Below are 25,020 nucleotides of genomic sequence, written 5' to 3' on the forward strand. Positions count from 1 at the left end.
GCTCAGCTTTTTTCGAGCAAGGCCAGTAGGGCGAAGCTCGCCAGCCAGTGTTCGCCCATGTAATCGCCCGCGACATGGGGCATGGCAGCCTCGAGGTGCTCCTGCGCCCTTGCCTCCAGTAACTCCTGCGCGAAATGATCGCCCAGCGCGCGCGAGGCTGCGCGCAGGTTCCACGCCCGGCTGAGGTTCAATCCGTCGAGATGGGCGATCTTGCCGTCGCTGCGGTCCGACACCGTTACGGGCCTGCACTCACGCTCCACCCAGCCGTTCGACAGGACCAGCCCGTCGAGCCACGGCGCGTACTGGAGTTGCGGCATGATGCGGCTCATCAGCATGGCGACCGACAGGACGGGTGAGAGGAATTCATCGCCGCCCGGTTCCCAGCCCGCATAGTCCCGCCGCTGGCCGTATGCCGCCAGCGCCCATTCGTCGATCGTCGCAACCAGCACGGAATCGCGCTCCTGTGCCCATTCGCGCGCCAGCGTGAGCGCGAAGGCGGAGTTGTAATGCGAGCCTACGGTTATCGGGTAGGTCAGAGTGCGCAGGTAGTCGCGAAATTGTTTGGCAAAGGCACGGGCAAGCGGCTCCAGCCTCGCGCCCCAGTCCCTGTCGCCATGCCGCACAGCCTCGTGGTGGAGATAGAGCAGCCACGCCCAGCCATAGGGCCGCTCGAACGAACGCGAATAGGTGCGGTCCAGATAGGCAAGTTCGACTGCCAGCTTTTCGTCGGTGAAGGTCGTTTCCGCCAGCGCAGCAATCTCCGCCGCTTCGGGCATGTGCGGATAGAGCCGGCGCAAGGTGAGCAGGGTCCACCAGCCATGGACACAGCTATGCCAGTCGAAACTGCCGAAAAAGACAGGATGCGCCTCACGCGGGGGGCGCACATCGTGATCGCCCTCGAACACGTGGTCGTCCTTGTAGGGATAGGGCCGCACCACGTGGCCCAGTGCGATGCGGGCGAAATGGCGGGCGATGTCTTCGGTCAGGTCCACAGCAGGAATGCTCCGACATAGATGATCACGACATTGCAGACCCACAGCGGCAATGCCGTGCCGACCTGCTGGCGGATGACGGCGTTCTGGTCTTTCAGTTCGAGCAGGGCGGCAGGCACGATGTTGAAGTTGGCCGCCATCGGCGTCATCAGCGTCCCGCAGAAACCGGCCAGCATGCCGACCGCGCCGATCACCGCCGGATTGCCGCCATAGCCTTCGACCAGCAGCGGGATGCCAATGGCCGCAGCCATGACCGGGAAGGCGGCAAAGGCATTGCCCATGATCATCGTGAAGAGCGCCATGCCCAGCGCGAAGACCACAACGGTAAGGAAAATGCTGCCGTCGGGAATGATCTCGCCCGCGATGCCACCGATAATGTCGCCCACGCCTGCCAGCGCGAATACCGCACCAAGGGCCGCGAGCATTTGCGGCAGGATACCGGCCCACCCGATCGAATCGAGCAGTCGCCGTCCCTCTTCCGCTGCGGCCAGGACCGGCGGCCTCAACCAGAGCATTGCTGCGGTTAGCGCGATGAGCGTGCCGAGGCTGAAGAGGATCAACGTCTCGCGACGTTCAGCCAGCAGGCCGCTCTCGCTAAGCGGCGTGTAATTGTAGAGCAGTGTGCCGGCGACGGCCGTCAGGGGCACGATCAGAGCAGGAAGGAATAGCCGGTTGCCCAGTCTCCCGGAATGCGCCTGCCGCTCTTCCAGCGTCGTCGTGGCCGGGTCGCTGCGCTTGAGAAGGCCGAGCCCCGCGATGCCCACAAGCGCGAGCACGAGCACGCCGTTCGCGAAATCGGACAAATGGCTGCCGAACAGGAAGCTCGCTGAAAGCAGTCCCCAGAAGGCGGCATTGCCCCATTTCGCGTCGCGCGCGGACAGGAGCGACCAGACGAGAAAGAAACCACCCGTCAGGATGTAGAGCCATTCATAGGTGATCATGCCCCTGCCCTCCCCAGACGCCGGTCGAGCGAACGGATCCGCCAGCCGTGGATGATGAAGGCGCAGATCGCCGTGGGGATGGCCCAGACCGACAATTGCAGCGGGGTAAGCGGATAGCCGTAGCTTTCGAACACGCCTTGGATCAGCAGTATGGAGGCGATCGCAAAGAAGATGTCCTCGCCGAAGAATAGGCCGACATTGTCGGTCGCCGCCGACATGGCCTTGACCTTTTCGCGATCTTCATCGGCCAGTGCACCGTGTGATTTCTCCGCCGCGGCTTCCGCCATCGGGGCGACCAGCGGGCGGACCGTCTGCGGGTGGCCGCCTAGACTGGTCAGGCCGAGTGCTGCGGTAATCTGCCGGAACAGGAGGTAGATCGTCAGCAGCTTGCCCATGGTCGCACCGCGAATGCCCTCGATCACCGCGCGGGCGCGCTGCTGCAACCCGTAGCGCTCGAGCAGGCCGATTACCGGCAGGATGATCCACGTCACCGAGATGTAGCGGTTGTCGTTGAATGCCTTGCCCAGCGCCTCGATCACCGCGACGAGGTCGAGGCCTGCAAGGACGCCGGTCGCCAGCGCCGCGGTGACAACCACCAGCAGCGGATTGAAGCGCAGCGCAAAGCCCGCCACCACGATGGCGATGCCGGCCAGCGGCAAGTAGTTCATTCCCGTTCCTCCCCGTATCCGCCCCCGCCGGGCGTCAGAATGACGAAAGCGTCGCCCGGCTTCATTTCGGCATGACCGGTCGCGCCCAGTTCCTCGATGCTGCCATCGGTGCGTTCGACCCAGTTGTGCCCCGGCTGCGCATCGCCGCCGCCGCAAATCCCGCGCGGCGCGATTGCTCGCCGGTTGGCGAGCATGTTCGCGCGCATGGGTTCGAGGAATGTGACGCGCCGCTCCACCCCGTCGCCCCCGCGATGCACGCCCCTGCCTCCCGAGCCGCGCCTGATGGCGAAGCGGTCGAGCCGCACCGGCAGGCGCGTTTCCAGGATTTCGGGATCGGTCAGGCGCGAATTGGTCATGTGGGTCTGCACCGCACTGGTCCCCTCGTGATCTGGGCCTGCGCCCGAACCGCCGGCGATAGTCTCGTAATACTGGTGCCGCTCGTTGCCGAAGGTGAAATTGTTCATCGTGCCCTGTGACGGCGCAAGCTTGCCGGTCGCAGCGAACAGCGCGTCGGTGACGACCTGGCTCGTCTCCACATTGCCCGCCACGACCGCTGCGCCCGGTTCGGGGTCGAGCATCGAACCTTCGGGCACGACCAGTTCGACCGGCCGCAGGCACCCGTCGTTCATCGGGATGGCATCGTCGATCAGCGTACGCAGGACATAAAGGGCCGCCGCACGCGTGATTGAGCGCGGCGCGTTGAAATTGTCGGGCAGCTGCATACTGGTCCCGGTGAAGTCGAACACGGCGCTGCGGCTTTCGCGGTCGATGCGGATGGCCACCCTGACCTCGGCCCCGTTGTCCATCGGATAGGCGAAGCTGCCGTCGTCCAGCCGGTCCAGCAGCCGCCGCACGCTTTCCTCCGCATTTGCGAGGACGTGGCCCATGTAGGCCGCGACTACCGCCTCGCCCTGGTCGCGCGCCGACTGGACGAGTAGTTCGCTCCCCCGCGTGCAGGCGGCCAGTTGCGCGCGCAAATCGGAGATATTGCGGTCGGGATTGCGCGCCGGATAGCGGGCCGATGCGAGGACTTCGCGCACGGCGTCCTCGCGAAAATGGCCCTCGTCCACCATCAGGAGGTTGTCGATGAGGACGCCCTCTTCCTCGATCGTGGCGCTTTCGGGCGGCATGGAACCCGGCGCGATGCCGCCAATGTCCGCATGGTGGCCGCGCGCCGCAACGAAGGCATCCGGTTCATCGCCAGTCTCGCCATAGAACACCGGCACAATGACCGTGATGTCGGGCAGATGCGTGCCGCCGCGATAAGGGTCGTTGAGGACATAGGCATCGCCCCGCCGGAAGCCGCGTCCGTCGCGTGCTTCGCCGCGCGCCTCGATGACGCGGGCGATGCTGTCGCCCATCGAACCGAGGTGCACAGGGATATGCGGTGCATTGGCGATCAGCGCGCCGCTCGCATCAAACAGCGCGCAGGAGAAATCGAGCCGCTCCTTGATGTTCACCGAAGTCGCGGTCGACTGGAGGACCACGCCCATTTCCTCGGCAATGGCCATGAAGAGGTTGTTGAATATTTCGAGCCGGACAGGATCGACAATTGTTCCGGCCGCACGGTCGCGTTCGAGCGCCTCGGTCCGGGTGAGGACCAGGCTGCCCTCCTTGGCGAGCCGCGCGTGCCAGCCGGGTTCCACCACGGTGGTCGAGCCGGGATCGATGACCAGCGCTGGTCCGGCAATTTCCTCGCCAACCTTCATCGAACTGCGTTCCACCGTCGGCCATGTGCCGCTGGCAGTGCCTCTTGCCTCCTGCGGCTCCGCCTCGACCGCGCCGAGCCCGCCAGATGTGCCGCTGGCTTCGACGCTCAGCGCCTCCACAACAATGGGCGCAGTCTCGTCCGAATAGCCGAAGCGCTGGCGGTGAAGCTTGCGGAAGGCCGCGTCCATTTCGCGCGTCTCGCCGCAAGGTACGGCCAGCATGGAATCGCTGCCCGCGAAGCGCAGCCGTGCGCTCGCATCGATGCGGATGTCCTCGACACCCTGTGCGACAAGAGCATCCCGCGCCTCGGCTTCCAGCGCGGCCAGATCGGCAGAATAATCGTCGCCCAGCGCGCGCACTAGGCTGACTTCGCGGATCGTCTTCACGGGTGCAAGGCCGATACCATAGGCGGACAGGATGCCGGCCAGCGGATGCACGAGGACGGTCTCGATGCCGAGTTCGTCGGCCACCTTGCAGGCGTGCTGCCCGCCCGCACCTCCGAAACAGGCCAGCGCGTACGCGGTGACGTCGTGCCCGCGCGCGACCGATATCTTGCGGATCGCATTGGCCATGGAGTCGACCGCGATGGCGAGGAAGCCTTCGGCGATTTCCTCCAGCGGCCTCGGCTCTGGCAACAACGCCGCCACTTCCTCCAGCCGCCGGCGCGCTGCTTCCGGATCGAGTGGTTCGTCACCTGCAGGCCCGAAGACACTCGGAAAGAAGGCCGGATCGAGCCTGCCGAGGAACAGGTTGCAATCGGTCACCGTCAGCGGTCCGCCCTTGCGGTAACAGGCCGGTCCCGGATCCGCGCCTGCGCTTTCAGGTCCGACGCGAAAGCGCGAGCCATCGAAACGGCAGATCGAGCCCCCGCCTGCAGCCACAGTGTGTATCTGCATCATAGGCGCGGCCACGCGCACGCCCGCCACGACGCTATCGCCGGTTAGCTCGAACTCGCCCGAATAATGCGCGACGTCGGTGCTGGTCCCGCCCATGTCGAAGCCGATAATCCGATGATACCCGAGCGGAGCGCTGGCTGCGACCATGCCGACCACGCCGCCGGCCGGACCGGACAGGATCGCATCCTTGCCGCGGAAGGCGCCGACTTCGGCGAGGCCGCCGTTCGACTGCATGAAGCGCAGCCTTTCGGCCCCGGGAAGTTCCGCCTGCAACCCGTCGGTGTAACGCCTCAGAACGGGCGATAGATAGGCATCCACCACCGTCGTATCGCCCCGTGGGACGAGCTTGATCAGCGGGCTGACCTCGTGGCTGACGCTGACCTGCGCGAAGCCCATATCGCGCGCGATCGCAGCGATTTGGGTCTCGTGAGCGCGATATTTCCACCCGTGCACCAGCACGATGGCAAGGGCATCGAAACCTTCCGTGCGCAGCTCTTCGAGATCGGCACGGACCTGCGCCTCGTCGAGCGGTTGGAGGACTTCGCCATCCACCGCGACGCGTTCGGTCACCTCGACCACGCGCGCAGGCAATTGTTCGGGCAGGACGATATGGCGCGCGAAAATCTCGGGCCGCGCCTGCGTCCCGATGCGCAGCGCATCGCCGAACCCGCGCGTTATCAGCAGGGCCAACCGCTCTCCCTTGCGCTCGAGCAGCGCATTGGTCGCCACCGTGGTGCCCACGCGCAGTTCGGCAATCGGGCCCGGGCCGTGGCGTGCCATGAGACGGCGCACCGCCTCGCTCGCCGCATCGGCATAATGGCCGGGGTTTTCGCTCAGCAGCTTGTCGGTCACCAGCCGCCCTGCGGGCGTGGTGGCGACGACATCGGTAAAGGTCCCCCCGCGATCGATCGCGAAGCGCCATGCGGCTGCTCTCTCGCTCATCGCGCGCACCCTAGGCGCGCGCGCGGCTCATGCAAGACGCGATCGGACCGCCGCGCCGCGACGCATCATGCGAACGGCGCGGCGGCGCCGGTAATCGTGGCTATTCGGCGGCTTCTGCCGCGCGCGGCTTGACGGTGACGGATGTGCCTTCGTCGGAAGTGGCGGTGAAGGAACCGTCCGCTCCTTGCTCGCCTTCGGTCCAGCACAGGCCGTCTTCACCCGTCGGCGTGAAACAGGACTTGCCGTCCACGACCGCCCAGGTGCCGGAAATCTGCGAACCATCGGCAGCGGTCGCGACATAGGTCCCGTCGGCGCTGGTTTCCATCACGGACGCAGTCCCGTCTTCCCAGGTCACGTCATAGGTGCCGGGCCCCGTACCGTTGGCGGTCGTCATTTCAGGGGCTTCGGCAGCGGCCGGTGTTTCCTCGGCAGCCGGTTCTTCTGCCGGTTCGGCAGTGCAGGCAACAAGGGTCAGTGGCAGGATGGCAATGGCAAGATAGCGCATGAGGTCTCTCCCTCCCAAAAGGGCGACCACAGGCGCTCTCTTACCACGCCTTCATCAAAAGCGGAAACGCCGTTCCGCTTGGGGGCGGATCAGATATCCGCGTCGCGCTTCACCGTGATGACCTGCGGATAGGTGAATTCCTTGAGGCCATCGATGCCGTATTCCGCGCCGAAGCCGGACTGCTTGTGCCCGCCGAAGGGCGCCAGCGGCGAGATGTGGAGATATTCATTCACCCACACCGTGCCGGTTTCCAGCTGTTCGGCGATCTCGACGCCCTTGTCGGCATCCTTGGTCCAGACCGCACCGGCAAGGCCGTATTCGGAATTGTTGGCGCGCTCGATCGCTTCCTCGACGCTGGAGAACTTCATCAGCGGCATGACCGGGCCGAACTGTTCCTCGGCCACGATACGCGCGTCCTCCGGCGGATTGTCGAGGATGGTGATCGGCACGTAATAACCCGTGCCCGACGGATCGACGTCGCCGCCGGTAAGGAACTGGTAGCCCTGGTCCTTGGCGTCCTGGATCAATTCGCACACGCGGTCGAACTGCTTCTTGTTCTGGATCGGGCCGACGCCGGTGCCCTGCTGCGAACCGTCGCCCACGACCACGCCCTTGGCATATTCTGCGATCGCTTTCGACAGGTCGTCGTAAATGTCCTCGTGGATGTAGATGCGCTTGGCCGCGACGCAGATCTGGCCGGCGTTGGAGAAGCTCGACCAGAACAGCTGTTCGGCGACCTTCTCGACATCGGCGTCAGGCAGGACGATGGACGCGTCGTTACCGCCCAGTTCCAGCGTGATGCGCTTGAGGTCACGGCTGGCGCCTTCCATGATCTTCTTGCCGGTCGCGGTGGAGCCGGTGAAGGTGATCTTGTCGATGTCCGGATGCTCGGTGATCAGCGGGCCGAGCTCGTCGGGACCGGTGATGATGTTCACCGTGCCGGCGGGGACGATATCCTTGATCAGTTCCGCGATCCGCAGCGTGGTCAGCGGAGTGAAGGGCGAGGGCTTGAGCACGATGGTGCAGCCCGAAACCAGCGCAGGGACGATCTTCTGGATCGCCATCATGACCGGGAAGTTCCACGGCACGATGCCGCCGACCACGCCCACCGGCACGCGGCGGGTGCGCGACAGGCGGGTGTCGTCGTCCTGGTTGATCACGTCGTCGAGCGTCAGCGTCGACTGGGCGGCGGCAAGGCCGGCAGCACCGAAGATTTCCATCTGCGCCTGCGCGTGCGGCTTGCCCTGTTCGGTGGTCAGCAGGCGGAACAGTTCATCGCCATTGTCCTTGATCGCGGCGGCAATGCCCTGGACCACCTTCTGGCGTTCTTCGGCACTGGTCTTGCGCCAGCTCTTGAAGGCGCGGCGCGCAGCGGCGACGGCGCGGTCTAGTTCGTCCTTCCCGCAGGACGGGACGAGGCCGACGACTTCCTCGTTGGCCGGGTTCACGACCTCGAATGTGTCGGAGGTGGTGACCATCTCCCCGTCGATCAGGTTCGCATAGGTCTTGGTCATGGTTCTCTCTCCTCAAGCCGCAAGAATCGGTTGCTTATCGAGACCCTATATGGCGCGCGGTCCCGCGACAATGCGCTATCGCTCGAAGCGGACTTCGCCTGCGTTGTAGTCGAACTCGAACAGCGTATCGCCGCGCCTTCGCCGGCGGATCCCTTCGGGCAGCGGCTCCGCTTCCGGGCCTGTCGCTTTCCAGCGAATAGCAGTTCGTTCGGTTCTGGAAGATGGTGACTGGCGGAGAGGGAGGGATTCGAACCCTCGATACGGTTGCCCGTATACCGCATTTCGAGTGCGGCGCATTCGACCACTCTGCCACCTCTCCGCATGTCGGGTGCGCTTATCGGGCCATGGGCCCCGGTCGAAGCGAGCGCGCCCGTTAGCCCACGCCGCGGGCATTGCCAAGCCCTTTCGCGTGCGAAATCGGGGGACGAGAGCCGTGCTGCGCTTGTGCCCGGCCATATCGATCCCATATTCTCTCCAGACATGGACAGGACTTTGTTTTTCTCTCCGCAGGCAGGCCGCACTCTCGAGGCGCCCCGCCGTATCCGCACCCGCTTCGCGATCGGCGACGTCGTCCGGCACAAGGTGTTCGATTTCAGGGGCGTGATCTTCGATATCGATCCCGTCTTCGCCAATAGCGAGGAATGGTATTCGGCGATCCCCGAAGACATAAGGCCGGATCGCAACCAGCCCTTCTACCACCTGCTCGCCGAAAGCGACGAAAGCGATTACGTCGCCTACGTCAGCCAGCAGAACCTCATCGGCGATGCGCTGGCGGGGCCCGTTTCGCATCCCGACGTGCACCAGTATTTCCAGCATTTCGAACACGGGCGCTACCGGATGCGCCGCAAGCTCACCCACTAGCATTGCAGCCGTCTTGCGCTGCTTGGGCAACCCCGCTAGAGGCGCGCCCTTGCCCTAGCCGGCATGCGGAGCAGTGGCCGAGTGGTCGAAGGCGCACGCCTGGAAAGTGTGTATACGGTAACCCCGTATCGAGGGTTCGAATCCCTCCTGCTCCGCCACTTTCCCAATGAATTCATCGGCTAAAGCCGCCCCGCGCTTCCCAATCCACGCTGCGCCGCGGCTTGCCCGCCCGGGTTTGCCGTGTTTAATGTCGCGCCAGTGATCGGGTGAGGCAACGGGGGTGCGCCGGGTGCGAAAACTAGTCTGGGCGATCCTGTTCGTCTTTGCCGCTTCAGCGCTCGGCAATCCGGCGCTGCTTGCGCAGGATGCTCAGCCCGCGGCACAGGAACCCGCAGCACCGACTAAGCCTGCCCGCGATATCGAGAATATCTCCGCAGAGCAGATCGAGGCCGACCCGGTCGGCATCGCGACCGAAATCCTTTCGACCCCGCCCGGACAATATAGCCTCGAGCGCCTCGCCAAGTTGCGCCAGTTGCGCTCCGCCCTCGGGAAGAGGCGTGAGGAAGCCCGCGCGATTGCCGATGCAGGAACGCTGGATTCACGGATTATCGAAGCCCAGATCGAAACGCTCGGCCCCGCCCCTGCGGAAGGCGAGACGGAGCCTGCAGCCACGTCGAAACGGCGCGAAATCCTCTCCCAGCGTCTATCGGAGGAACTCGCACCGCTGCTCGTACTGCGCGAACATCAGGTGCGTGCCGCCACGCTTATCACCGAAGTGGATGAACGGATTGCCACAATCCAGGAGGACCGGCTCTTCAGCTTCAACGGAACCCCCCTGAACCCGGCAACGTGGGCTAGCGCGATCACCGCCGCAGGCTCCACGCTCACCTGGTATTTTGGAAAGTCGAGCATTGGAGCGATAGCCATTGGACTGTCACTCCTACTCGTTATCCCCGCCGGAATCCTCTGGCTCGGCAGGAAGTGGATGGCGACTGTGCGCAGCCGGGCAAAAGCCGCATCTAGCAGTGCCCGAAGTCTGGCGATCCTTCTGGTCGAAGATATTACCGGGCTGCTCATCGCCGTATTGGTCGTTGGCTCAATGGCATGCGGTGTGGCCGCACTCAGTTGGGGAGCTGCACCCCAAACCCTACTCCTGCAAATCTCTGTCATGGCTTTCGTCAGCGGGATTACGATTGCAGTCGCGCGCTGGCTGGGTCGGAGCATCTTCCGCTCGCCTATCGAGAGCTTGCGGATCGTCCTGCTACCCGAAGCTCTCGGGCGGCAAGCCTCGCGACTGACCGGGCTTATCGGGGTTACCATCGCGCTCGAAGCATTCCTCGAGGTAGTCGAGAACGACGGCATCGTCGTGTTGGCCGTATCGCGCCTGTTGTCCGCATTGCTGGTCCTGTGGGGTAGCTGGCTTGTATGGCGACTTGCCGGAATCATAGCGCGGCGCGAACGAAAGCCTCCCGAGCCCGACCCGCTGGCCGACCAAGCCTCGAACGAGGTCGAGATACACGAGGCGATCGATTTCGCCGGCCCCTTGAGCAAGCTGGTCAAGGTCGTCGCACTCGCCGCCGTGGCTTCGGCAGTCGCGGGCTTCGTCTATCTGGCACGCGAAATTTTCTTCGATATCGTCGGGACGCTTGCCGTTATCGCGATGGCCTTTCTCGTCCAGCGGACCCTGCGATTGATCCTTGTGGTACTTGCCGAAGGGTATTTGCGCCGGTTCCGCGGCATCATCCATCTTCTGCCGGTATTTACGGGCTTCTTCATCGCGCTGGCCGCGGTCCCGTTACTGGCGATCATCTGGGGCTATAACGGCCAGGAAATCATCGACGGAATCATTGCCCTGCGGAACGGCGTCACGCTGGGTGACATCACCATTTCCGCAGGCGATGTGTTCGCCTTTGCGCTCGTCTTCTTCCTCGGCTTTGTCATCACACGGTGGATCCAGCGCATCCTGCGCTTGTCGATTTTGCCGCAATTCGCGCTCGACCTCGGGGCGCGCTCGGCGATCGTCACCATAGTCGGTTACGTCGGCATTGTGCTGGCGGCGATAATCGCCATCACTTCCACCGGTCTCGACCTGTCGAGCCTCGCCTTCGTCGCAGGCGCGCTGTCGGTCGGCCTCGGTTTCGGCCTCCAATCGGTGGTGGAGAATTTCGTCAGCGGCATCATCCTGCTGCTGGAAAGGCCTGTGCGCGAGGGCGACTGGGTAGAGGTCGGCCCCTATTCGGGCATCGTGCGCAAGATCTCCGTCCGCTCGACCCGGATCGAGACATTCGACAATCATCAGATCATCGTTCCGAACTCGCAACTCATCACCGAGACCGTCAAGAACCTCAGCTTCGCCGGGGATGCCGCGCGCATTATCGTGCCGGTCGGGGTCGCCTACGACACCGATCTGGACAAGGCGCGCACTGTATTGCTCGAAGTCGCAGCAGCCAACGAGCTAGTGATCGACGATCCCGCGCCGTCCGTTGCAGTCGAGGATTTCGGCGACAATTCGATCAACCTCAAGCTTCTGGCCTTCGTCCGCGACGTGACGACTGGAGCGGGGGTCAAGTCGGACCTGAGCTTCGCCGTCGCGAAACGCTTTGCGCAGGAAGGCATCGAAATTCCCTTCCCGCAGCGGGTCGTGACGCTGCGCGACGAACGCGCCGCGCCCGCCGGCGGCTAGCCGTGCAGGCGGTCAGATCTCGAAATTGAGGCGGTAACCCGGCTTGTAGACGAGCGTGATATCGGTAACCGACCGGTCGCCGAACCAGGTCGTGCGGTCCATCGTGAACAGCGCTTCCCCGGCAGCCGTCCCGAACAGTTCGGCAAGGCGTTCGTCGGCCACGCTGGCAGACAGGGCGACTTCCCCGCGGGAGAACGGGACTGTGCGCACCAGCCATTCGTTCGCGCTCGTCTCGGCAAGGTCCGCATCGCTGAATTCGGGCACCGTTTCCAGGTTCACCCAGCGCCGCTCGAAAGCAAAGGCCTTGCCGTCGGCGAGGTGAAGGCTCTCGAGAAAGGCGCAGCGCTGGTCCGTGCCAAGCCGCATCCTTTCGCGCAGCGCGGCAGGCGGCTTGCGCTGTTCGCGCCGCAGCACTCGGTGGGCGTATTCCTGTCCTCCTCCCTCCACCTGCTCGCGCAGGATCGGGATATTGACCTGCGCCTGCCTCGCCGGGAGCGGGCGCACGCGGGTCCCGCCCTTGCGCTTGCGCTCGACAATGCCTTCTTCGGCAAGGGCTTGGAGGGCGCGGTTCACCGTCGTGCGCGAACAGCCATATTCCTCGGCGAATTCGACCTCGCCCGGGATCAGCTCGCCCAGCTTCCATTCGCCGGCCACGATCCGGTCCCTGATCGCCTCGCGAATGCCGGAATGGGTTGCGCTGTTCACAGGGCCTGCCTCAGGCGGGCCATGGTCCGGTGGAAACGCTCGCGGACGCGCCCTGCGCCGATATGTTGCCCGCCTTTGACGATGTGACGCCCTGCGGACCACACGTCGCTGACCGCACGTTCCTCTGCGCCGAATATCCAGCTGTCGAGGCGCGTGTCCGCATCCGCCCAGTCGAGGAAGGGAATATCGTCGCGCAGCGCCACCAAATCGGCCAACCGCCCTACTTCGATAGCTCCTGCGGGTCGCCCGATCGCCTGCGCCCCGCCGCTTGCCGCGCGCTCCAGCAGGTTACGCCCGTTCGAGCGCACATCGTCGCTCGCCAGCACGGTCCGCTGGCGGTGGAGCAGGCGCTGCGAGACTTCGAGCATCCGCAGTTCCTCGGTCACCGAAAGGCGGATATTCGAATCCGAACCCAGTCCAAACCGCCCGCCGTGCTGCAGATAGTCGCGGGCCGGGAAGATGCCGTCGCCAAGGTTCGCCTCGGTCGTGGGGCAAAGACCAGCGACCGCGCCCGAGGCGGCAAGGTCGCGCACTTCGCCCTCGTCGATATGCGTCGCGTGGATCAGGCACCAGCGCTCGTCGACCGGCATGGAGTCGAGCAGCCAGCGAACCGGCCGCGCGCCGAGGAACTGTTCGACCTCCTCCACTTCCTTGACCTGTTCGGCAGCATGGATGTGGACCGGCCCTGTGGGACAGAGCGCCAGGCAGGCCTCCAGCCCCTCGCGGTCGACCGCCCGCAGCGAATGGGGCGCAATGCCGAGACGGAAGTCGGACGGCATGCCCGTCGCCGCATCGGCGATCCTCGCATAGAGTCCCTCGAAATGCGCCACGTCGCAGCCGAACCGCGATTGGCCCTGATTGAGAGGCCGCCGGTCCAGCCCGCCATGCGTATAGAGCACCGGCAGATGCGTCAGGCCGATCCCGGTTTCGGTGGCAGCGGCAAAGATACCGAGCGAGGTTTGCGCCGGATCGTCATACCGCGCGCCGCCCGGGCGATGGTGTACGTAGTGGAATTCCGCCGAGGCGGTGTAGCCCGCCTCCGCCATCTCCACCTGCACCAGCGCCGCGATTGCCTCGATATCCTCCGGACTGAGCACGTCGAGGAAGCGGTACATGACCTGCCGCCAGGTCCAGAAATCGTCGGTTCCGCTCGGGCCGCGCCGCTCTGCCAGCCCCGCCATCGCGCGCTGGAAACTGTGCGTATGGAGATTGGCAAGGCCCGGCACCAGCGTGCCCACGGCAGACGCCGCATCGAAGCCTTCCTGCGAAACGCCCGTAATGCGCCCCGCATCGTCCCAGCTCACCACGCCGTCGGCCACCCAGCCGGATGGGGTGAGAATCTGCCGCGCTGACAATCTGCCGGTCATCGCACCTTGCGCCTTTTCGCTATTATGTGCATACATAATCACGAAGGGAAGGTATTGGCAAGGCCATGAGCGAGCGAGTCTATTCGGGCTGCACGGCAGCGACCATGGCCGGGGATACGACCTACGGCCTGATCGAGGACGCAGCGATCGTCACCAGCGCGGGACGTATCGTGTGGGTCGGCCGCAACCGGGACTTGCCGGGCTGGTGCGCGCATATTCCGAACATCGGCCTCGGCGGCGCGCTGGTCACTCCCGCCCTCATCGATTGCCACACGCATCTCGTGTTCGGCGGCGACCGATCGAAGGAATTCGCCATGCGCCTGTCGGGCGCGACCTACGAGGAAATCGCCCGGGCAGGCGGCGGAATCCGCTCGACGGTCGGCGCCACGCGCAGCGCCAGCGATGACGAATTGCTCGCAGGCGCGCTACGCCGGGTGGACGATCTGCTGGCCGACGGGGTTGCCGTCATCGAAGTGAAATCGGGCTACGGCCTGACGATCGAGGACGAAATGCGCATGCTGCGGGTGGCGCGCCGGATCGAACAGCACCGCAAGGTCCGCATCCGCACCACCTGGCTCGCCGCGCATGCCCTGCCCTCCGAATATGCCGACCGGGCCGACGACTATGTCGCTGATGTCACGATCGAAGGCTTGAAGCGCGCGCACCAAGAAGGTCTGGTCGATGCGGTCGACGGCTTTTGCGAAGGCATCGGCTTCACGCCCCAGCAGATGCGCCGCGTGTTCGAAGCGGCAAGGGAGCTGGGCTTGCCGGTCAAGCTGCATGCCGAACAGCTGAGCGACCTGAAGGGCGCGGTCCTGGCCAGCGAATTCGGCGCGCTTTCCGCTGACCACCTCGAATATCTCGCGCGCGAGGATGCGCACCACCTTGCCCGCAGCGGCACGGTCGCCGTCCTGCTGCCGGGGGCATACTTCGCGCTGCGCGAAACGAAACTGCCGCCCGTCGAGGCGCTGCGCGAGCACGGCGTGCGCATGGCGGTCGCGACCGATGCCAACCCCGGCAGTTCGCCGCTGTCTTCGCTGCGGCTCGCGATGGGCATGGCCTGCACGCAGTTCCGCCTGACGCCGGAAGAGGCGCTGGCCGGTGCCACGCGCAATGCCGCAGCCGCGCTCGGCCTCGAAAAGGATTACGGGACGATCGAACTCGGCAAGCGCACCGAGCTTGCGGTGTGGGATGCTCCCGGCCCCGACTTCCTCAGCTACTGGCTCGGCGGCGATCTCCTGCGCGGCCGGATCATCCACGGAGAATTCCATGAGCGTTGAACTCGCGCCCGGTGCGGTCAGCCTGGCCGAACTCGAACAGCTGTTCCGCACCGGATCGGCCTTCTATGTCTCGGGCGAGGCGATGGCCGATGTCGCGGCCGCGGTCGAGCGACTTGAGAAAGCGGTCGCTACGGGCGGCGCGCTGTACGGGGTGAACACGGGCTTCGGCAAACTGGCCAGCGTGCGCATCGCCGATGGCGACCTCGCCACGCTCCAGCGAAATATCGTGCTCTCGCACAGCGCGGGCTTCGGCAAGCCGCTCTTGCCGGAAATCGTCCGCCTCGTCATCGCGCTGAAGTGCATCTCGCTGGGCCGCGGCGCTTCGGCGGTGAGGCCCGTGGTGATCGAGCGGCTGCAGCAGATGGTCGCCTGCGATGTCATTCCGGTAGTCCCCGAAAAGGGATCGGTCGGCGCATCGGGCGACCTAGCCCCGCTCGCCCACATCGCCGCCGTGCTGATCGGAGAGGGCGAGGCCTTCTACAAGGGCGAGCGCATGGCCGCAGGCAAGGCGATGCAGCTGGCCGGCCTCGAGCCGGTGGAACTGCAGGCCAAGGAAGGCCTCGCGCTGCTCAACGGCACGCAGGTTTCGACCGCGCTCGCGCTGGCGGGGCTGTTCGATGCCTGGCGCCTGTCGGTCAATTCGCTGGTGACGACCGCGCTGTCGGTCGATGCCGCGATGGGTTCTTCCGCGCCCTTCCGCGACGAGATCCATACGCTGCGCGGTCACCGCGGTCAGGTCGACGCAGCGCGGATCGTGCGCGGCCTGCTCGAAGGATCGGAAATCCGCGAGAGCCATCTCGAAGACGATTTGCGCGTTCAGGACCCCTATTGCTTGCGATGCGCCCCGCAGGTCGTCGGCGCCTGCCTCGACCAGCTGCGCCATTGTGCGCAGGTCCTGACGACTGAAGCCAATGCGGTGACCGACAACCCGCTGGTCCTGTCATGCGGCGAGGTGGTTTCGGGCGGCAATTTCCACGCCGAGCCCGTTGGTCTTGCCGCCGATGCCATCGCGCTCGCCATTTCGGAAGTCGGCAGCATCGCGCAGCGGCGCGTCGCCCTGCTGGTCGATCCTTCGCTCAGCTTCGGCCTGCCCGCCTTCCTTTCCGCCGATCCCGGCCTCCAGTCCGGCCTGATGATCGCGGAAGTCACATCGGCCGCGATCATGAGCGAGAACCGCGCGCTGGCTAATCCGCGCACGGTGGATTCGACGCCGACCTCGGCCAACCAGGAAGACCATGTCTCCATGGCCTGCCATGCCGGGCGCCGCCTGCTCGAAATGAACGAGAATCTCGCCGCGATCCTCGGCATCGAGGCACTGTCGGCGGTGCAGGGTATCGAATATCGCGCCCCGCTGCGCACCAGCGGCGCGCTGCAGGCCGTCATCGCCTGCGTGCGCGAAGCTTCGCCGACGCTCGACAGCGACCGGCAGGTCGACGGCGACATCGCGGCGGCGGCAGAACTGCTCGCCTCCGGCCCGCTCGCGCCCGAGGTCGAGGGGGCCTTGATCGGCGAGGCGCTGGCGTGACACCGGTCACCGTTACCAGGGGCACTTCGCCCATCGTCCTTGCGCAACCCCATTCGGGCACCTGGCTGCCGGACGAGGTGCTGGAGGCACTCGAACCGTCAGCACGCGAGCTGGTCGATACCGACTGGCGGATCCCGGAACTCTACGAGGGGCTGCTGCCCGATGCGACGGTCGTGCGCGCCGAATTCAACCGCTACGTGATCGACGCAAACCGTCCACCCGACGATGCCTCGCTCTACCCGGGCCAGAACACCACGGGTCTTGTCCCGCTGCATGATTTCGATGCCCGCCCGATCTGGCGCAGTGCGCCCGACGAGGCAGAGACGGCGCGCAGGCTCGCCCTCTACCATGCCCCCTATCACGAGGCGCTCCGCGGAGAGCTGGAGCGAGCCAAAGCGCAGCACGGTTTCGCCATCCTCTACGACTGCCACTCGATCCGGTCCGAGGCGCCGTACCTGTTCGACGGCACGCTGGCCGATCTCAACATCGGCACGAATTCCGGCGCATCCTGCTCTCCAGTGATAGAGCGCGCGGTCGAGCGCACCTGCAAGGAGGCGGAAGGTTTCACCTCGGTCCTCAACGGCCGGTTCAAGGGCGGGTGGACGACGCGCCATTATGGCCAGCCGGACAGGGGCGTGCACGCGGTCCAGATGGAGATCGCGCAAAGCGCCTATCTCGAAACCGAAGCCCCGCCCTTTGCCCTTTCGCCTGAAAAATCGGCACGTCTGCGCGGGGTTCTCGCCCGCGTATTCGCTGCCATCGAAGACAGTTTTGGAGAGATTGCATGAGCCACCAGATCAGGAACGCGCGGGACGTGAAGAGCCCGACCGGCGCCGAACTGACCTGCGGAAGCTGGCAGACCGAGGCGCCGTTCCGCATGATCCAGAACAACCTCGACCGCACGGTCGCGGAGAACCCCGATGAGCTGGTCGTCTATGGCGGCATCGGCAAGGCGGCGCGCACGTGGAGCGATTTCGACCGCATACTCGACAGCCTCAAGACGCTGTCCGACGACGAGACGTTGCTGGTCCAGTCGGGCCGTCCCGTCGGCGTTTTCCGCACCCATTCCGATGCGCCGCGCGTGCTGATCGCCAACTCCAACATCGTCCCCCATTGGGCGAACTGGGAGCATTTCAGCGAGCTCGATAGGAAGGGTCTGATGATGTACGGCCAGATGACGGCCGGATCGTGGATCTACATCGGCACGCAGGGCATCGTGCAGGGCACATACGAAACCTTCGTCGAGGCGGGCCGCAAGCATTACGGCGGCGACCTCACGGGCAAGTGGATCCTCACCGGCGGACTTGGCGGAATGGGCGGTGCCCAGCCGCTCGCCGCGGTCATGGCCGGGGCCTGCTGCCTGGCAGTCGAGTGCAATCCCGAGAGCATCGATTTCCGCCTGCGCACGAGATACGTCGACGAGAAAGCCGAGACGCTGGACGAGGCGCTGGCACTGATCGAGCGCTGGACCGCCGCGGGCGAGGCGAAATCGATCGGCCTCCTTGGCAATGCCGCCGAGATCTTCCCCGAACTGGTCCGCCGCGGCGTACGGCCCGATATCGTCACCGACCAGACCTCCGCGCACGATCCGGTCAACGGCTATCTGCCCGAAGGCTGGACTATGGCCGAATGGCGCGAAAAGCGCGAAAGCGACCCTAAGGCGGTCGAGAAGGCCGCGCGCGCATCCATGCGCAAGCAGGTCGAGGCCATGCTCGCCTTCTGGGACGCAGGGGTGCCGACGCTCGATTACGGCAACAACATCCGCCAGGTCGCGCTGGAAGAGGGGCTGGAGAACGCCTTCGCCTTCCCCGGCTTCGTGCCTGCCTATATCCGCCCGCTGTTCTGCCGCGGCGTGGGCCCGTTCCGCTGGGCCGCGCTGTCGGGCGATCCGGAGGACATCTACAAGACCGATGCCAAGGTGAAGGAGCTGCTGCCCGACAACCATCACCTCCATAACTGGCTCGACATGGCGCGCGAGCGGATCGCCTTCCAGGGCCTGCCCGCGCGCATCTGCTGGGTCGGCCTCGGCGACCGCCACCGGCTCGGCATGGCGTTCAACGAGATGGTGGCGAACGGCGAATTGAAGGCTCCCGTCGTGATCGGGCGGGACCACCTCGATTCCGGGTCGGTCGCCAGCCCCAACCGCGAAACCGAGGCGATGAAGGACGGCTCGGACGCGGTCAGCGACTGGCCGCTGCTCAATGCCCTGCTCAACACCGCTTCGGGTGCGACCTGGGTCAGCCTCCACCATGGCGGCGGCGTGGGCATGGGCTTCTCGCAGCACGCGGGCATGGTAATCGTCGCCGACGGGAGCGAAGACGCGGCCCGCAGGCTGGAACGCGTGCTGTGGAACGATCCGGCCACCGGCGTCATGCGCCATGCCGATGCGGGCTATGACGAGGCGCTCGACTGCGCCCGCGAGAAGGGGCTGCGCCTGCCCGGCATCCTGGGCAACTAGTCTCTGGCATAAGCCTTCCCGGCAGTGTTAGGGACACTGCCGGGAGAGATGCCGATGAGCGATACCGATACCGCCGCCGAATGGGTCCGCATGCCGGCAAATGCCGGGCAAGGCACCATCTGCACTGCCGCGCAATATGAAGAACATTACGCCCGCAGCCTTTCCGATCCGGACGGTTTCTGGGCCGAGCAGGCAGGGCGGCTCGACTGGGTCCAAGCGCCGACAGCGATCGCCGACTGGAGCTTCGATCCGGTCGCGATCAAGTGGTTCGAAGACGGCGTGCTCAACATCTGTCACAATGCCGTCGACCGCCATGTCGATGCAGGACGCGGCGACACGGTCGCGCTGATCTTCGAGCCCGACGATCCGGCAGGCGAGGTGCGCCGCATCACTTACGGCCAGCTCAAGGCCGAAGTCGTACGCATGGCCAATGCGCTCAAGAAGCTCGGCGTCGCCAAGGGCGACCGGGTGACCATCTACATGCCGATGGTGCCCGAAGGCGCCTTCGCCATGCTCGCCTGCGCGCGCATCGGGGCGATCCACTCGGTCATCTTCGGCGGCTTCTCGCCCGAGGCCATTGCGGGCCGCGTCGAGGATTGCCGCAGCGACTGGATCGTCACCGCCGACGAGGGGCTTCGCGGTGGCAAGCGCATCCCGCTGAAGGCCAATGTCGACGCCGCGCTGGGAAAGGTGCCGGCCAAGGGCGTGCTGGTGTTGAAGCATACCGGCGGCGAGGTCGCGATGCGCGATGGCCGTGATCACTGGTATCACGAGTTTTCGCAAGACGTGTCCGGGGATTGCCCCTGCGAGCCCATGAAGGCGGAAGACCCGCTGTTCATCCTCTATACCTCCGGCTCCACCGGAAAGCCCAAGGGCGTGCTGCACACCACCGGCGGCTATGCCGTCTGGACCGAGACGACCTTCCGCTATGTCTTCGATTATCGCCCGGGCGAAATCTACTGGTGCACCGCCGACATCGGCTGGGTCACTGGGCACAGCTACATCGTCTACGGCCCGCTGCTGAACGGGGCCACGGCCTTGATGTTCGAAGGCGTGCCCAACCACCCCGATCACGACCGCTTCTGGGCCGTGTGCGAGAAGCACAAGGTCAACATCTTCTACACCGCCCCCACCGCCATCCGCGCGCTGATGCGCGAAGGCGACGGGCACGTGACCAAGCATGACCTCTCCAGCCTGCGCCTGCTCGGCAGCGTGGGAGAGCCGATCAATCCGGAAGCCTGGCGGTGGTATTCCGACACGGTCGGCAAGGGCGCGGTGCCGGTCATCGACACCTGGTGGCAGACGGAAACCGGCGGCGTGATGATCACCACCCTGCCCGGCGCGCACGACATGAAACCGGGCAGCGCGGGCAAGCCCTTCTTCGGCATCTGCCCGCAGCTGGTCGACAATGAGGGCGGCGTGCTGGAGGGCGCAACCAGCGGCAATCTGTGCATCACGCGCAGCTGGCCGGGTCAGGCGCGCACCGTCTACGGCGACCACGAGCGTTTCGTGCAGACCTATTTCAGCACCTACAAGGGCAAGTACTTCACCGGCGACGGGTGCCGCCGCGATGCCGACGAATACTACTGGATCACCGGCCGCGTGGACGATGTGATCAACGTCTCGGGCCACCGCATGGGAACAGCCGAAGTGGAAAGCGCGCTGGTGCTCCACCCCAAGGTCAGCGAGGCGGCGGTCGTGGGCTATCCGCACGACATCAAGGGACAGGGCATCTATTGCTATGTCACGCTGATGGAAGGCGAGGAGCCCTCGGACGATCTGGCCGCCGAACTGCGTCAGTGGGTGCGCAAGGAAATCGGCCCGATCGCCACGCCCGACCACCTGCATTTCACCCCTGCCCTGCCCAAGACGCGCAGCGGCAAGATCATGCGGCGCATCCTGAGGAAGATCGCGGAGAACGATTTCGGCGCGCTGGGCGACACCTCGACGCTGGCCGATCCCTCCGTGGTCGAAAGCCTGATCGAGGGTCGCCAGAACCGCTAGGATTTTTGCGACGAGTTGAGGGAACCGGGCAAATTCTCCCTCGTTTCGCAAATACCACCCCCCAAGTCGTGGCGGTGCGCGGAATAGCATTCCCTGCGACCTCCACTACAGAGCCCCTTTCCGCCCGGCAAAACGCGCGGAAAGGGGCTTTTTGTTTGGGCCGACAGGTGGCACGCTGGCGCGCATGACCAAGCACCTGATTTCGCTCGCCGCGATGCTCGCCCTTGCCGCCCCTCTAGCCGCGCAGGAGGAACCGCAGGGCGCCCCTTCGCCGAACGAGATCGTTGAGCAGGCGAGCGCAGAAGAGTGGATCGCCATTCCGGCGGAAGACCTGCTGGTCATGACGCTCGCTCCCGCTGCGGATGGTTCTGCGCGCAAGGTCGTGATCCAGCTCATGTCCGCGCCGTTCTCGCAAGGCTGGGTCGAGAACATCCGCACCCTCGCCCGCGCGCAATGGTACGACGACATCGCGGTGAACCGCGTGCAGGACAATTACGTCGTCCAGTGGGGCGATCCCAATTACGACAATCCGGAAAGCGAGGGTGCGGCGAAGCCGTTGCCCGACGGGCTGCGGGTCGTGGGGGAAAACGAGTACGTTGCCAATGTTATCGATGATGATCTTCTAGCGCGCCATCGTTACGCCGATCCATACAGCGGTTGGACTACCTTCATTGAAGGTTGGGCCGTAGGCTCAAAGCAAGAGTCGCTGCATTCTCTGGAATATCAAGCTTGGCCCGTACACTGTTACGGCATGGTCGGCGTCGGGCGGAACTACTCGCCCGACACGGGTTCTGGTGCCGAACTCTACACCGTGATCGGCCATGCACCGCGCCATCTCGACCGCAATATCGCGCTCGTGGGCCGGATCGTTGAGGGGATGGAGCACCTCTCCTCCTTGCCGCGCGGCACCGGCGCGCTTGGCTTCTACTCGGCCGAAGAGACGGACAAGCGTACCCCGATCCTCTCCATCCGAGCGGCGAGCGACTTACCCGAAGGCGAGCGGCCGGCGTTCGAGTATCTTTCCACCGACAGTGAAACCTTCGCCCGCTATGCCAATGCGCGCGCCAATCGCCGCGATCCGTTCTTCATCGTCCCGGCGGGCGGCGCGGACATCTGCAATATCCCCGTGCCTGTGCGCCGCGCGGGCGAGTGAGCGATACTATCACCTGCACCCTCCCCTTGCGCCAATGGCGCGGGGAGCGGGGCACCTACCACCTCGTGACGATCACCGGAGAAGAGGCCGAGGCGATCGCGATGCACGAACGCCTCGCACGGCTCGAAGTCGGCAGCAGGCGCGGTTTCGGCTCGGTGAAGGTCATGGCCCGGATCGGCGGAACCCGTTGGAAGACCTCGGTGTTTCCTCAGAACCGCAAATCTGAGTGGGTATTGCTCGTGTCGAAAAAGGTGATGAAAGCGGAAGACCTTGCAGAGGGCGACCCTCTCACGGTCGAACTCCAGCTGCTCTAGAGCTTTTCCATCAGCTCGATACGGTTGCCGAAGGGGTCGGCAATATCGCCGCGGCGATAGCCGTCGAGCTTCTTGCCCGGCTTGAAGGGGATGCCAGCCGCTTCCAGCTTGGCAACCATCGCGCCGAGGTTCTCGACCAACAGCGCGGGGTGCGCGCGGCGGGCGGGGAGGAAGGCGTCCTCAACGCCGCAGTGGATGGTGATGCCCTTGCCTTCGAACCAGCAGCCGCCATTGACCGCAAGGTGTGCGGGCTTGGCGACTTCTTCCAGCCCCATGAGGTCTGCCCAAAACTTGCGCGCATGCGGCTCGCCCCCGTGGGGCATGGCCAGCTGCACGTGGTCGATACCGACGAGCAGGCTCATGCGCGCTCCGCCTGGGCCACGGCATCGCTGGCGCGCAGCGCGCTGAGGATGCGGGTGAGGTGGGCAAGGTCCTGCACTTCGAGATCGACCTCGTAAGTGGTGAAGGGGTGGTCGAGCTGGACCTGTTCCAGGCTTTTCACGTTCACGACGTTCTTGGCGAAGATACCGGCCATCTCGGCTAGCGTACCGGGCCGGTCGTAAAGTGTCACCCTGAGACGACCGACCGCGCCGCGCGAGCTCTTGCCCCACGACAAATCGAGCCAGTCGGTATCGATGCCGCTCGCGAGCTCGTGGCAATCGATCGCGTGGACTTCCACCCCCGAACTGGGTTTGCGAACGCCGACGATGCGGTCGCCCGGCACCGGGTGGCAGCATTCCGCCAGTTGGTAGCCGACGCCCGGCGTCAGCCCGCGGATCGAAAGCGACTTGCCGCTGCGCAGCCATTCGGCATCGTCGTCCGCCATGCCTTCGGTGCAGCCGGGGACCAGCGCCTCCATCACGTCACGGTCGGCGATATTGGCCGCGCCGATGGCGTAATAGAGGTCGTCCTCTTCCTCCATCTCCAGCCGCTTCAACGCATCGCGAACCGCCTTCTTGCCGATCTTGGCAGGCACGCGGCTGGCGATTTCGTCGAACAGCTTGGTACCGATTTCCGCGACTTCGGCGCGTTCCTTGAGGCGGACAGCGCGGCGGATGGCGGCCCGCGCCTTGCCGGTGACGACGAAGCCCAGCCAGCTCATCTGCGGCTCGGCATTCTTGCCCTTCAGGATTTCGACCACGTCGCCGTTATGCAGCTGGGTACGCAGGGGCATGTGGCGCCCGTTGATCTTGGCCCCCACCGTCTGCGCACCGAGATCGGTGTGTACGGCGAAGGCGAAGTCGACCGCGGTCGAGCCCTTGGGCAGCTGGAACAGCGCACCCTTGGGGGTGAAGGCGAAGATGCGATCCTGGTAGATCGCCATGCGCGTGTGTTCGAGCAGTTCTTCAGGGTCGTGGCTGGCATCCACGATCTCGATCAGGTCGCGCAACCAGCCGACCTGCCCGTCGGGGCGGTCGCCTTGCTTGTAGGCCCAGTGTGCGGCAAGGCCGAACTCGTTGGTGCGGTGCATCTCGCGCGTGCGGATCTGCACCTCGACGCGCATCGACTTGCCGTAGATCAGCGAGGTGTGGAGGCTGCGGTAGCCATTCGTCTTGGGCGTCGAAATGTAGTCCTTAAAACGTCCGGGCAGGAACTGCCAGGTCGTGTGCAGCAGGCCCATCGCGCGATAGCAGTCGTCGACGCTTTCGGTGATGATGCGGAAGGCCATGATGTCGGTGACCTGTTCGAAGGACACGTGGCGTTCGGCCATCTTGCGCCAGATCGAATAGGGGTGCTTCTCGCGGCCTGACACCTCGACCGTCAGGCCCGCTTCGGCCAGCGCATGCTTCATGTCGAGCGCGATGGCATCGACCTGCCCGCCGTCCTGCTGACGGATCTGGTCGAGACGCTGGGTGATCGTCTCGAAGGCTTCGGGCTCCAGCTGCTCGAAAGCGAGCATCTGCATTTCGCGCATGTATTCGTACATGCCCACCCGCTCTGCCAGAGGGGCGTAGATATCCATCGTCTCGCGCGCGATGCGTTGGCGCTTTTCCGGGTTCTTGATGAAGCCCAGCGTGCGCATGTTGTGCAGCCGGTCGCCCAGCTTCACCAGCAGGACGCGGATATCCTCGCTCATGGCGAGGAGGAACTTGCGCAGGTTCTCGGCCGCCCGTTCGTTCTCGGGCATCTGTTCGATCTTCGACAGCTTGGTCACGCCGTCGACCAGCCGCGCGACATCGGTCCCGAAATTGAGCTCGATATCCTCGATCGTGGCCAGCGTGTCCTCGACCGTGTCGTGGAGCAGCGCGGTGGCGATGGTCTCCTGGTCGAGCTTTAGGTCGGTCATCAGGCCCGCGACCTCGACCGGGTGCGAGAAATAGGGGTCGCCGCTGGCACGCGTCTGGGTGCCGTGCTTCTGCACCGTATAGACATAGGCACGGTTCAGCATCGCCTCGTCGGCGTCCGGGTCGTATTCCTTGACCCTCTCTACGAGTTCGTACTGGCGCAGCATCTCTCGTCCACGATGTGGGCAAATCGTGCTGCAATGCAACGGGAAATGCG

The 25,020-nt window shown here is 65.1% G+C and carries 19 protein-coding genes and 2 tRNA genes; 10 read left to right on the forward strand and 11 right to left on the reverse strand.

Features of this window, described 5'->3' with window-relative positions:
• Window positions 1–2 precede the first annotated feature (2 nt).
• From GRI42_RS09250 to GRI42_RS09280, 7 genes are all read right to left on the reverse strand, one after another.
• On the reverse strand, window positions 3–992 hold the full coding sequence (locus GRI42_RS09250; RefSeq protein ID WP_160608222.1) for a DUF2891 domain-containing protein: 990 nt from the start codon (window positions 990–992) through the stop codon (window positions 3–5).
• Window positions 983–1,933, reverse strand: coding sequence for a DUF979 domain-containing protein (locus GRI42_RS09255; protein ID WP_160608223.1), 951 nt, complete (start codon window positions 1,931–1,933; stop codon window positions 983–985). The genes GRI42_RS09250 and GRI42_RS09255 overlap by 10 nt, the downstream gene beginning before the upstream one ends.
• A complete protein-coding gene (locus GRI42_RS09260; protein WP_160608224.1) occupies window positions 1,930–2,601 on the reverse strand; it encodes a DUF969 domain-containing protein in 672 nt (223 codons plus the stop codon). Before GRI42_RS09260 ends, GRI42_RS09255 begins: the two co-directional genes overlap by 4 nt.
• Window positions 2,598–6,149 carry a hydantoinase B/oxoprolinase family protein gene (locus GRI42_RS09265; RefSeq protein WP_160608225.1) on the reverse strand — a complete coding sequence of 1,184 codons (3,552 nt, stop codon included), beginning with the start codon at window positions 6,147–6,149 and terminating at the stop codon, window positions 2,598–2,600. Before GRI42_RS09265 ends, GRI42_RS09260 begins: the two co-directional genes overlap by 4 nt.
• Before the next feature lie 100 nt (window positions 6,150–6,249).
• Window positions 6,250–6,654, reverse strand: coding sequence for a hypothetical protein (locus tag GRI42_RS09270; RefSeq protein ID WP_160608226.1), 405 nt, complete (start codon window positions 6,652–6,654; stop codon window positions 6,250–6,252).
• 89 nt (window positions 6,655–6,743) lie between these two features.
• Window positions 6,744–8,168: an aldehyde dehydrogenase family protein gene (locus tag GRI42_RS09275; protein WP_160608227.1), complete on the reverse strand. Its 1,425-nt coding sequence runs from the start codon at window positions 8,166–8,168 to the stop codon at window positions 6,744–6,746.
• A 229-nt stretch (window positions 8,169–8,397) separates the two neighbouring features.
• A tRNA-Ser gene (locus GRI42_RS09280) sits at window positions 8,398–8,487 on the reverse strand.
• A gap of 161 nt (window positions 8,488–8,648) precedes the next feature.
• Between GRI42_RS09280 and hspQ the strand changes: the two genes are divergently transcribed.
• The 3 genes from hspQ to GRI42_RS14145 all read left to right on the forward strand — a co-directional run bounded on the left by hspQ (window position 8,649) and on the right by GRI42_RS14145 (window position 11,712).
• Window positions 8,649–9,029: a heat shock protein HspQ gene (gene hspQ / locus GRI42_RS09285; RefSeq protein WP_160608228.1), complete on the forward strand. Its 381-nt coding sequence runs from the start codon at window positions 8,649–8,651 to the stop codon at window positions 9,027–9,029.
• A 67-nt stretch (window positions 9,030–9,096) separates the two neighbouring features.
• A tRNA-Ser gene (locus GRI42_RS09290) sits at window positions 9,097–9,187 on the forward strand.
• A gap of 131 nt (window positions 9,188–9,318) precedes the next feature.
• Entirely contained in the window at window positions 9,319–11,712 is a 2,394-nt protein-coding gene (locus GRI42_RS14145; protein ID WP_160608229.1) for a mechanosensitive ion channel family protein, read from the forward strand.
• 12 nt (window positions 11,713–11,724) lie between these two features.
• Here GRI42_RS14145 and GRI42_RS14150 read toward each other — a convergent pair whose 3' ends face one another.
• Both GRI42_RS14150 and GRI42_RS09305 read right to left on the reverse strand, forming a co-directional pair.
• Window positions 11,725–12,417, reverse strand: a complete 693-nt coding sequence (locus tag GRI42_RS14150) for a GntR family transcriptional regulator (protein WP_160608230.1) — start codon at window positions 12,415–12,417, stop codon at window positions 11,725–11,727.
• Window positions 12,414–13,784, reverse strand: a complete 1,371-nt coding sequence (locus GRI42_RS09305) for a formimidoylglutamate deiminase (protein ID WP_160608231.1) — start codon at window positions 13,782–13,784, stop codon at window positions 12,414–12,416. The genes GRI42_RS14150 and GRI42_RS09305 overlap by 4 nt, the downstream gene beginning before the upstream one ends.
• A gap of 65 nt (window positions 13,785–13,849) precedes the next feature.
• Here GRI42_RS09305 and hutI point away from each other — a divergent pair, with 65 nt between their 5' ends.
• From hutI to GRI42_RS09340, 7 genes are all read left to right on the forward strand, one after another.
• Window positions 13,850–15,064, forward strand: coding sequence for an imidazolonepropionase (gene hutI, locus GRI42_RS09310; protein WP_160608232.1), 1,215 nt, complete (start codon window positions 13,850–13,852; stop codon window positions 15,062–15,064).
• Window positions 15,054–16,589 (forward strand): histidine ammonia-lyase, encoded by a 1,536-nt coding sequence (gene hutH / locus GRI42_RS09315; RefSeq protein WP_160608233.1) that lies wholly within the window; start codon window positions 15,054–15,056, stop codon window positions 16,587–16,589. Before hutI ends, hutH begins: the two co-directional genes overlap by 11 nt.
• Window positions 16,586–17,377: an N-formylglutamate deformylase gene (gene hutG, locus GRI42_RS09320; protein ID WP_160608234.1), complete on the forward strand. Its 792-nt coding sequence runs from the start codon at window positions 16,586–16,588 to the stop codon at window positions 17,375–17,377. Before hutH ends, hutG begins: the two co-directional genes overlap by 4 nt.
• A complete protein-coding gene (hutU, locus tag GRI42_RS09325; protein ID WP_160608235.1) occupies window positions 17,374–19,047 on the forward strand; it encodes a urocanate hydratase in 1,674 nt (557 codons plus the stop codon). The genes hutG and hutU overlap by 4 nt, the downstream gene beginning before the upstream one ends.
• 54 nt (window positions 19,048–19,101) lie before the next feature.
• Window positions 19,102–21,051 carry an acetate--CoA ligase gene (acs, locus tag GRI42_RS09330; protein ID WP_160608236.1) on the forward strand — a complete coding sequence of 650 codons (1,950 nt, stop codon included), beginning with the start codon at window positions 19,102–19,104 and terminating at the stop codon, window positions 21,049–21,051.
• A 184-nt stretch (window positions 21,052–21,235) separates the two neighbouring features.
• Window positions 21,236–22,204, forward strand: coding sequence for a peptidylprolyl isomerase (locus GRI42_RS09335; RefSeq protein WP_160608237.1), 969 nt, complete (start codon window positions 21,236–21,238; stop codon window positions 22,202–22,204).
• Complete coding sequence (locus GRI42_RS09340; RefSeq protein WP_160608238.1) at window positions 22,201–22,518, forward strand: DUF1905 domain-containing protein; 318 nt, start codon at window positions 22,201–22,203, stop codon at window positions 22,516–22,518. The genes GRI42_RS09335 and GRI42_RS09340 overlap by 4 nt, the downstream gene beginning before the upstream one ends.
• Here the strand turns inward: GRI42_RS09340 and GRI42_RS09345 are convergent.
• Both GRI42_RS09345 and GRI42_RS09350 read right to left on the reverse strand, forming a co-directional pair.
• Window positions 22,515–22,880, reverse strand: a complete 366-nt coding sequence (locus GRI42_RS09345; protein ID WP_160608239.1) for a VOC family protein — start codon at window positions 22,878–22,880, stop codon at window positions 22,515–22,517. The genes GRI42_RS09340 and GRI42_RS09345 overlap by 4 nt on opposite strands.
• Window positions 22,877–24,970, reverse strand: a complete 2,094-nt coding sequence (locus tag GRI42_RS09350; protein WP_160608240.1) for a RelA/SpoT family protein — start codon at window positions 24,968–24,970, stop codon at window positions 22,877–22,879. Before GRI42_RS09350 ends, GRI42_RS09345 begins: the two co-directional genes overlap by 4 nt.
• Window positions 24,971–25,020 lie beyond the last annotated feature (50 nt).

It is taken from the genome of Qipengyuania gaetbuli (assembly GCF_009827315.1).
GTDB lineage: Bacteria > Pseudomonadota > Alphaproteobacteria > Sphingomonadales > Sphingomonadaceae > Qipengyuania > Qipengyuania gaetbuli.

What these genes read in the sequence shown, in the direction of transcription:
- hutH (WP_160608233.1), top strand. Translation starts at nt 15,054, where the DNA reads ATGAGCGTTGAACTCGCGCCCGGTGCGGTCAGCCTGGCCGAACTCGAA.
- GRI42_RS09270 (WP_160608226.1), bottom strand. Translation starts at nt 6,654, where the DNA reads ATGCGCTATCTTGCCATTGCCATCCTGCCACTGACCCTTGTTGCCTGC.
- GRI42_RS09265 (WP_160608225.1), bottom strand. Translation starts at nt 6,149, where the DNA reads ATGAGCGAGAGAGCAGCCGCATGGCGCTTCGCGATCGATCGCGGGGGG.
- GRI42_RS09305 (WP_160608231.1), bottom strand. Translation starts at nt 13,784, where the DNA reads ATGACCGGCAGATTGTCAGCGCGGCAGATTCTCACCCCATCCGGCTGG.
- hutI (WP_160608232.1), top strand. Translation starts at nt 13,850, where the DNA reads ATGAGCGAGCGAGTCTATTCGGGCTGCACGGCAGCGACCATGGCCGGG.
- hutU (WP_160608235.1), top strand. Translation starts at nt 17,374, where the DNA reads ATGAGCCACCAGATCAGGAACGCGCGGGACGTGAAGAGCCCGACCGGC.
- GRI42_RS09335 (WP_160608237.1), top strand. Translation starts at nt 21,236, where the DNA reads ATGACCAAGCACCTGATTTCGCTCGCCGCGATGCTCGCCCTTGCCGCC.
- acs (WP_160608236.1), top strand. Translation starts at nt 19,102, where the DNA reads ATGAGCGATACCGATACCGCCGCCGAATGGGTCCGCATGCCGGCAAAT.
- GRI42_RS09350 (WP_160608240.1), bottom strand. Translation starts at nt 24,970, where the DNA reads ATGCTGCGCCAGTACGAACTCGTAGAGAGGGTCAAGGAATACGACCCG.
- GRI42_RS09255 (WP_160608223.1), bottom strand. Translation starts at nt 1,933, where the DNA reads ATGATCACCTATGAATGGCTCTACATCCTGACGGGTGGTTTCTTTCTC.
- GRI42_RS09345 (WP_160608239.1), bottom strand. Translation starts at nt 22,880, where the DNA reads ATGAGCCTGCTCGTCGGTATCGACCACGTGCAGCTGGCCATGCCCCAC.
- GRI42_RS09260 (WP_160608224.1), bottom strand. Translation starts at nt 2,601, where the DNA reads ATGAACTACTTGCCGCTGGCCGGCATCGCCATCGTGGTGGCGGGCTTT.
- hspQ (WP_160608228.1), top strand. Translation starts at nt 8,649, where the DNA reads ATGGACAGGACTTTGTTTTTCTCTCCGCAGGCAGGCCGCACTCTCGAG.
- GRI42_RS09275 (WP_160608227.1), bottom strand. Translation starts at nt 8,168, where the DNA reads ATGACCAAGACCTATGCGAACCTGATCGACGGGGAGATGGTCACCACC.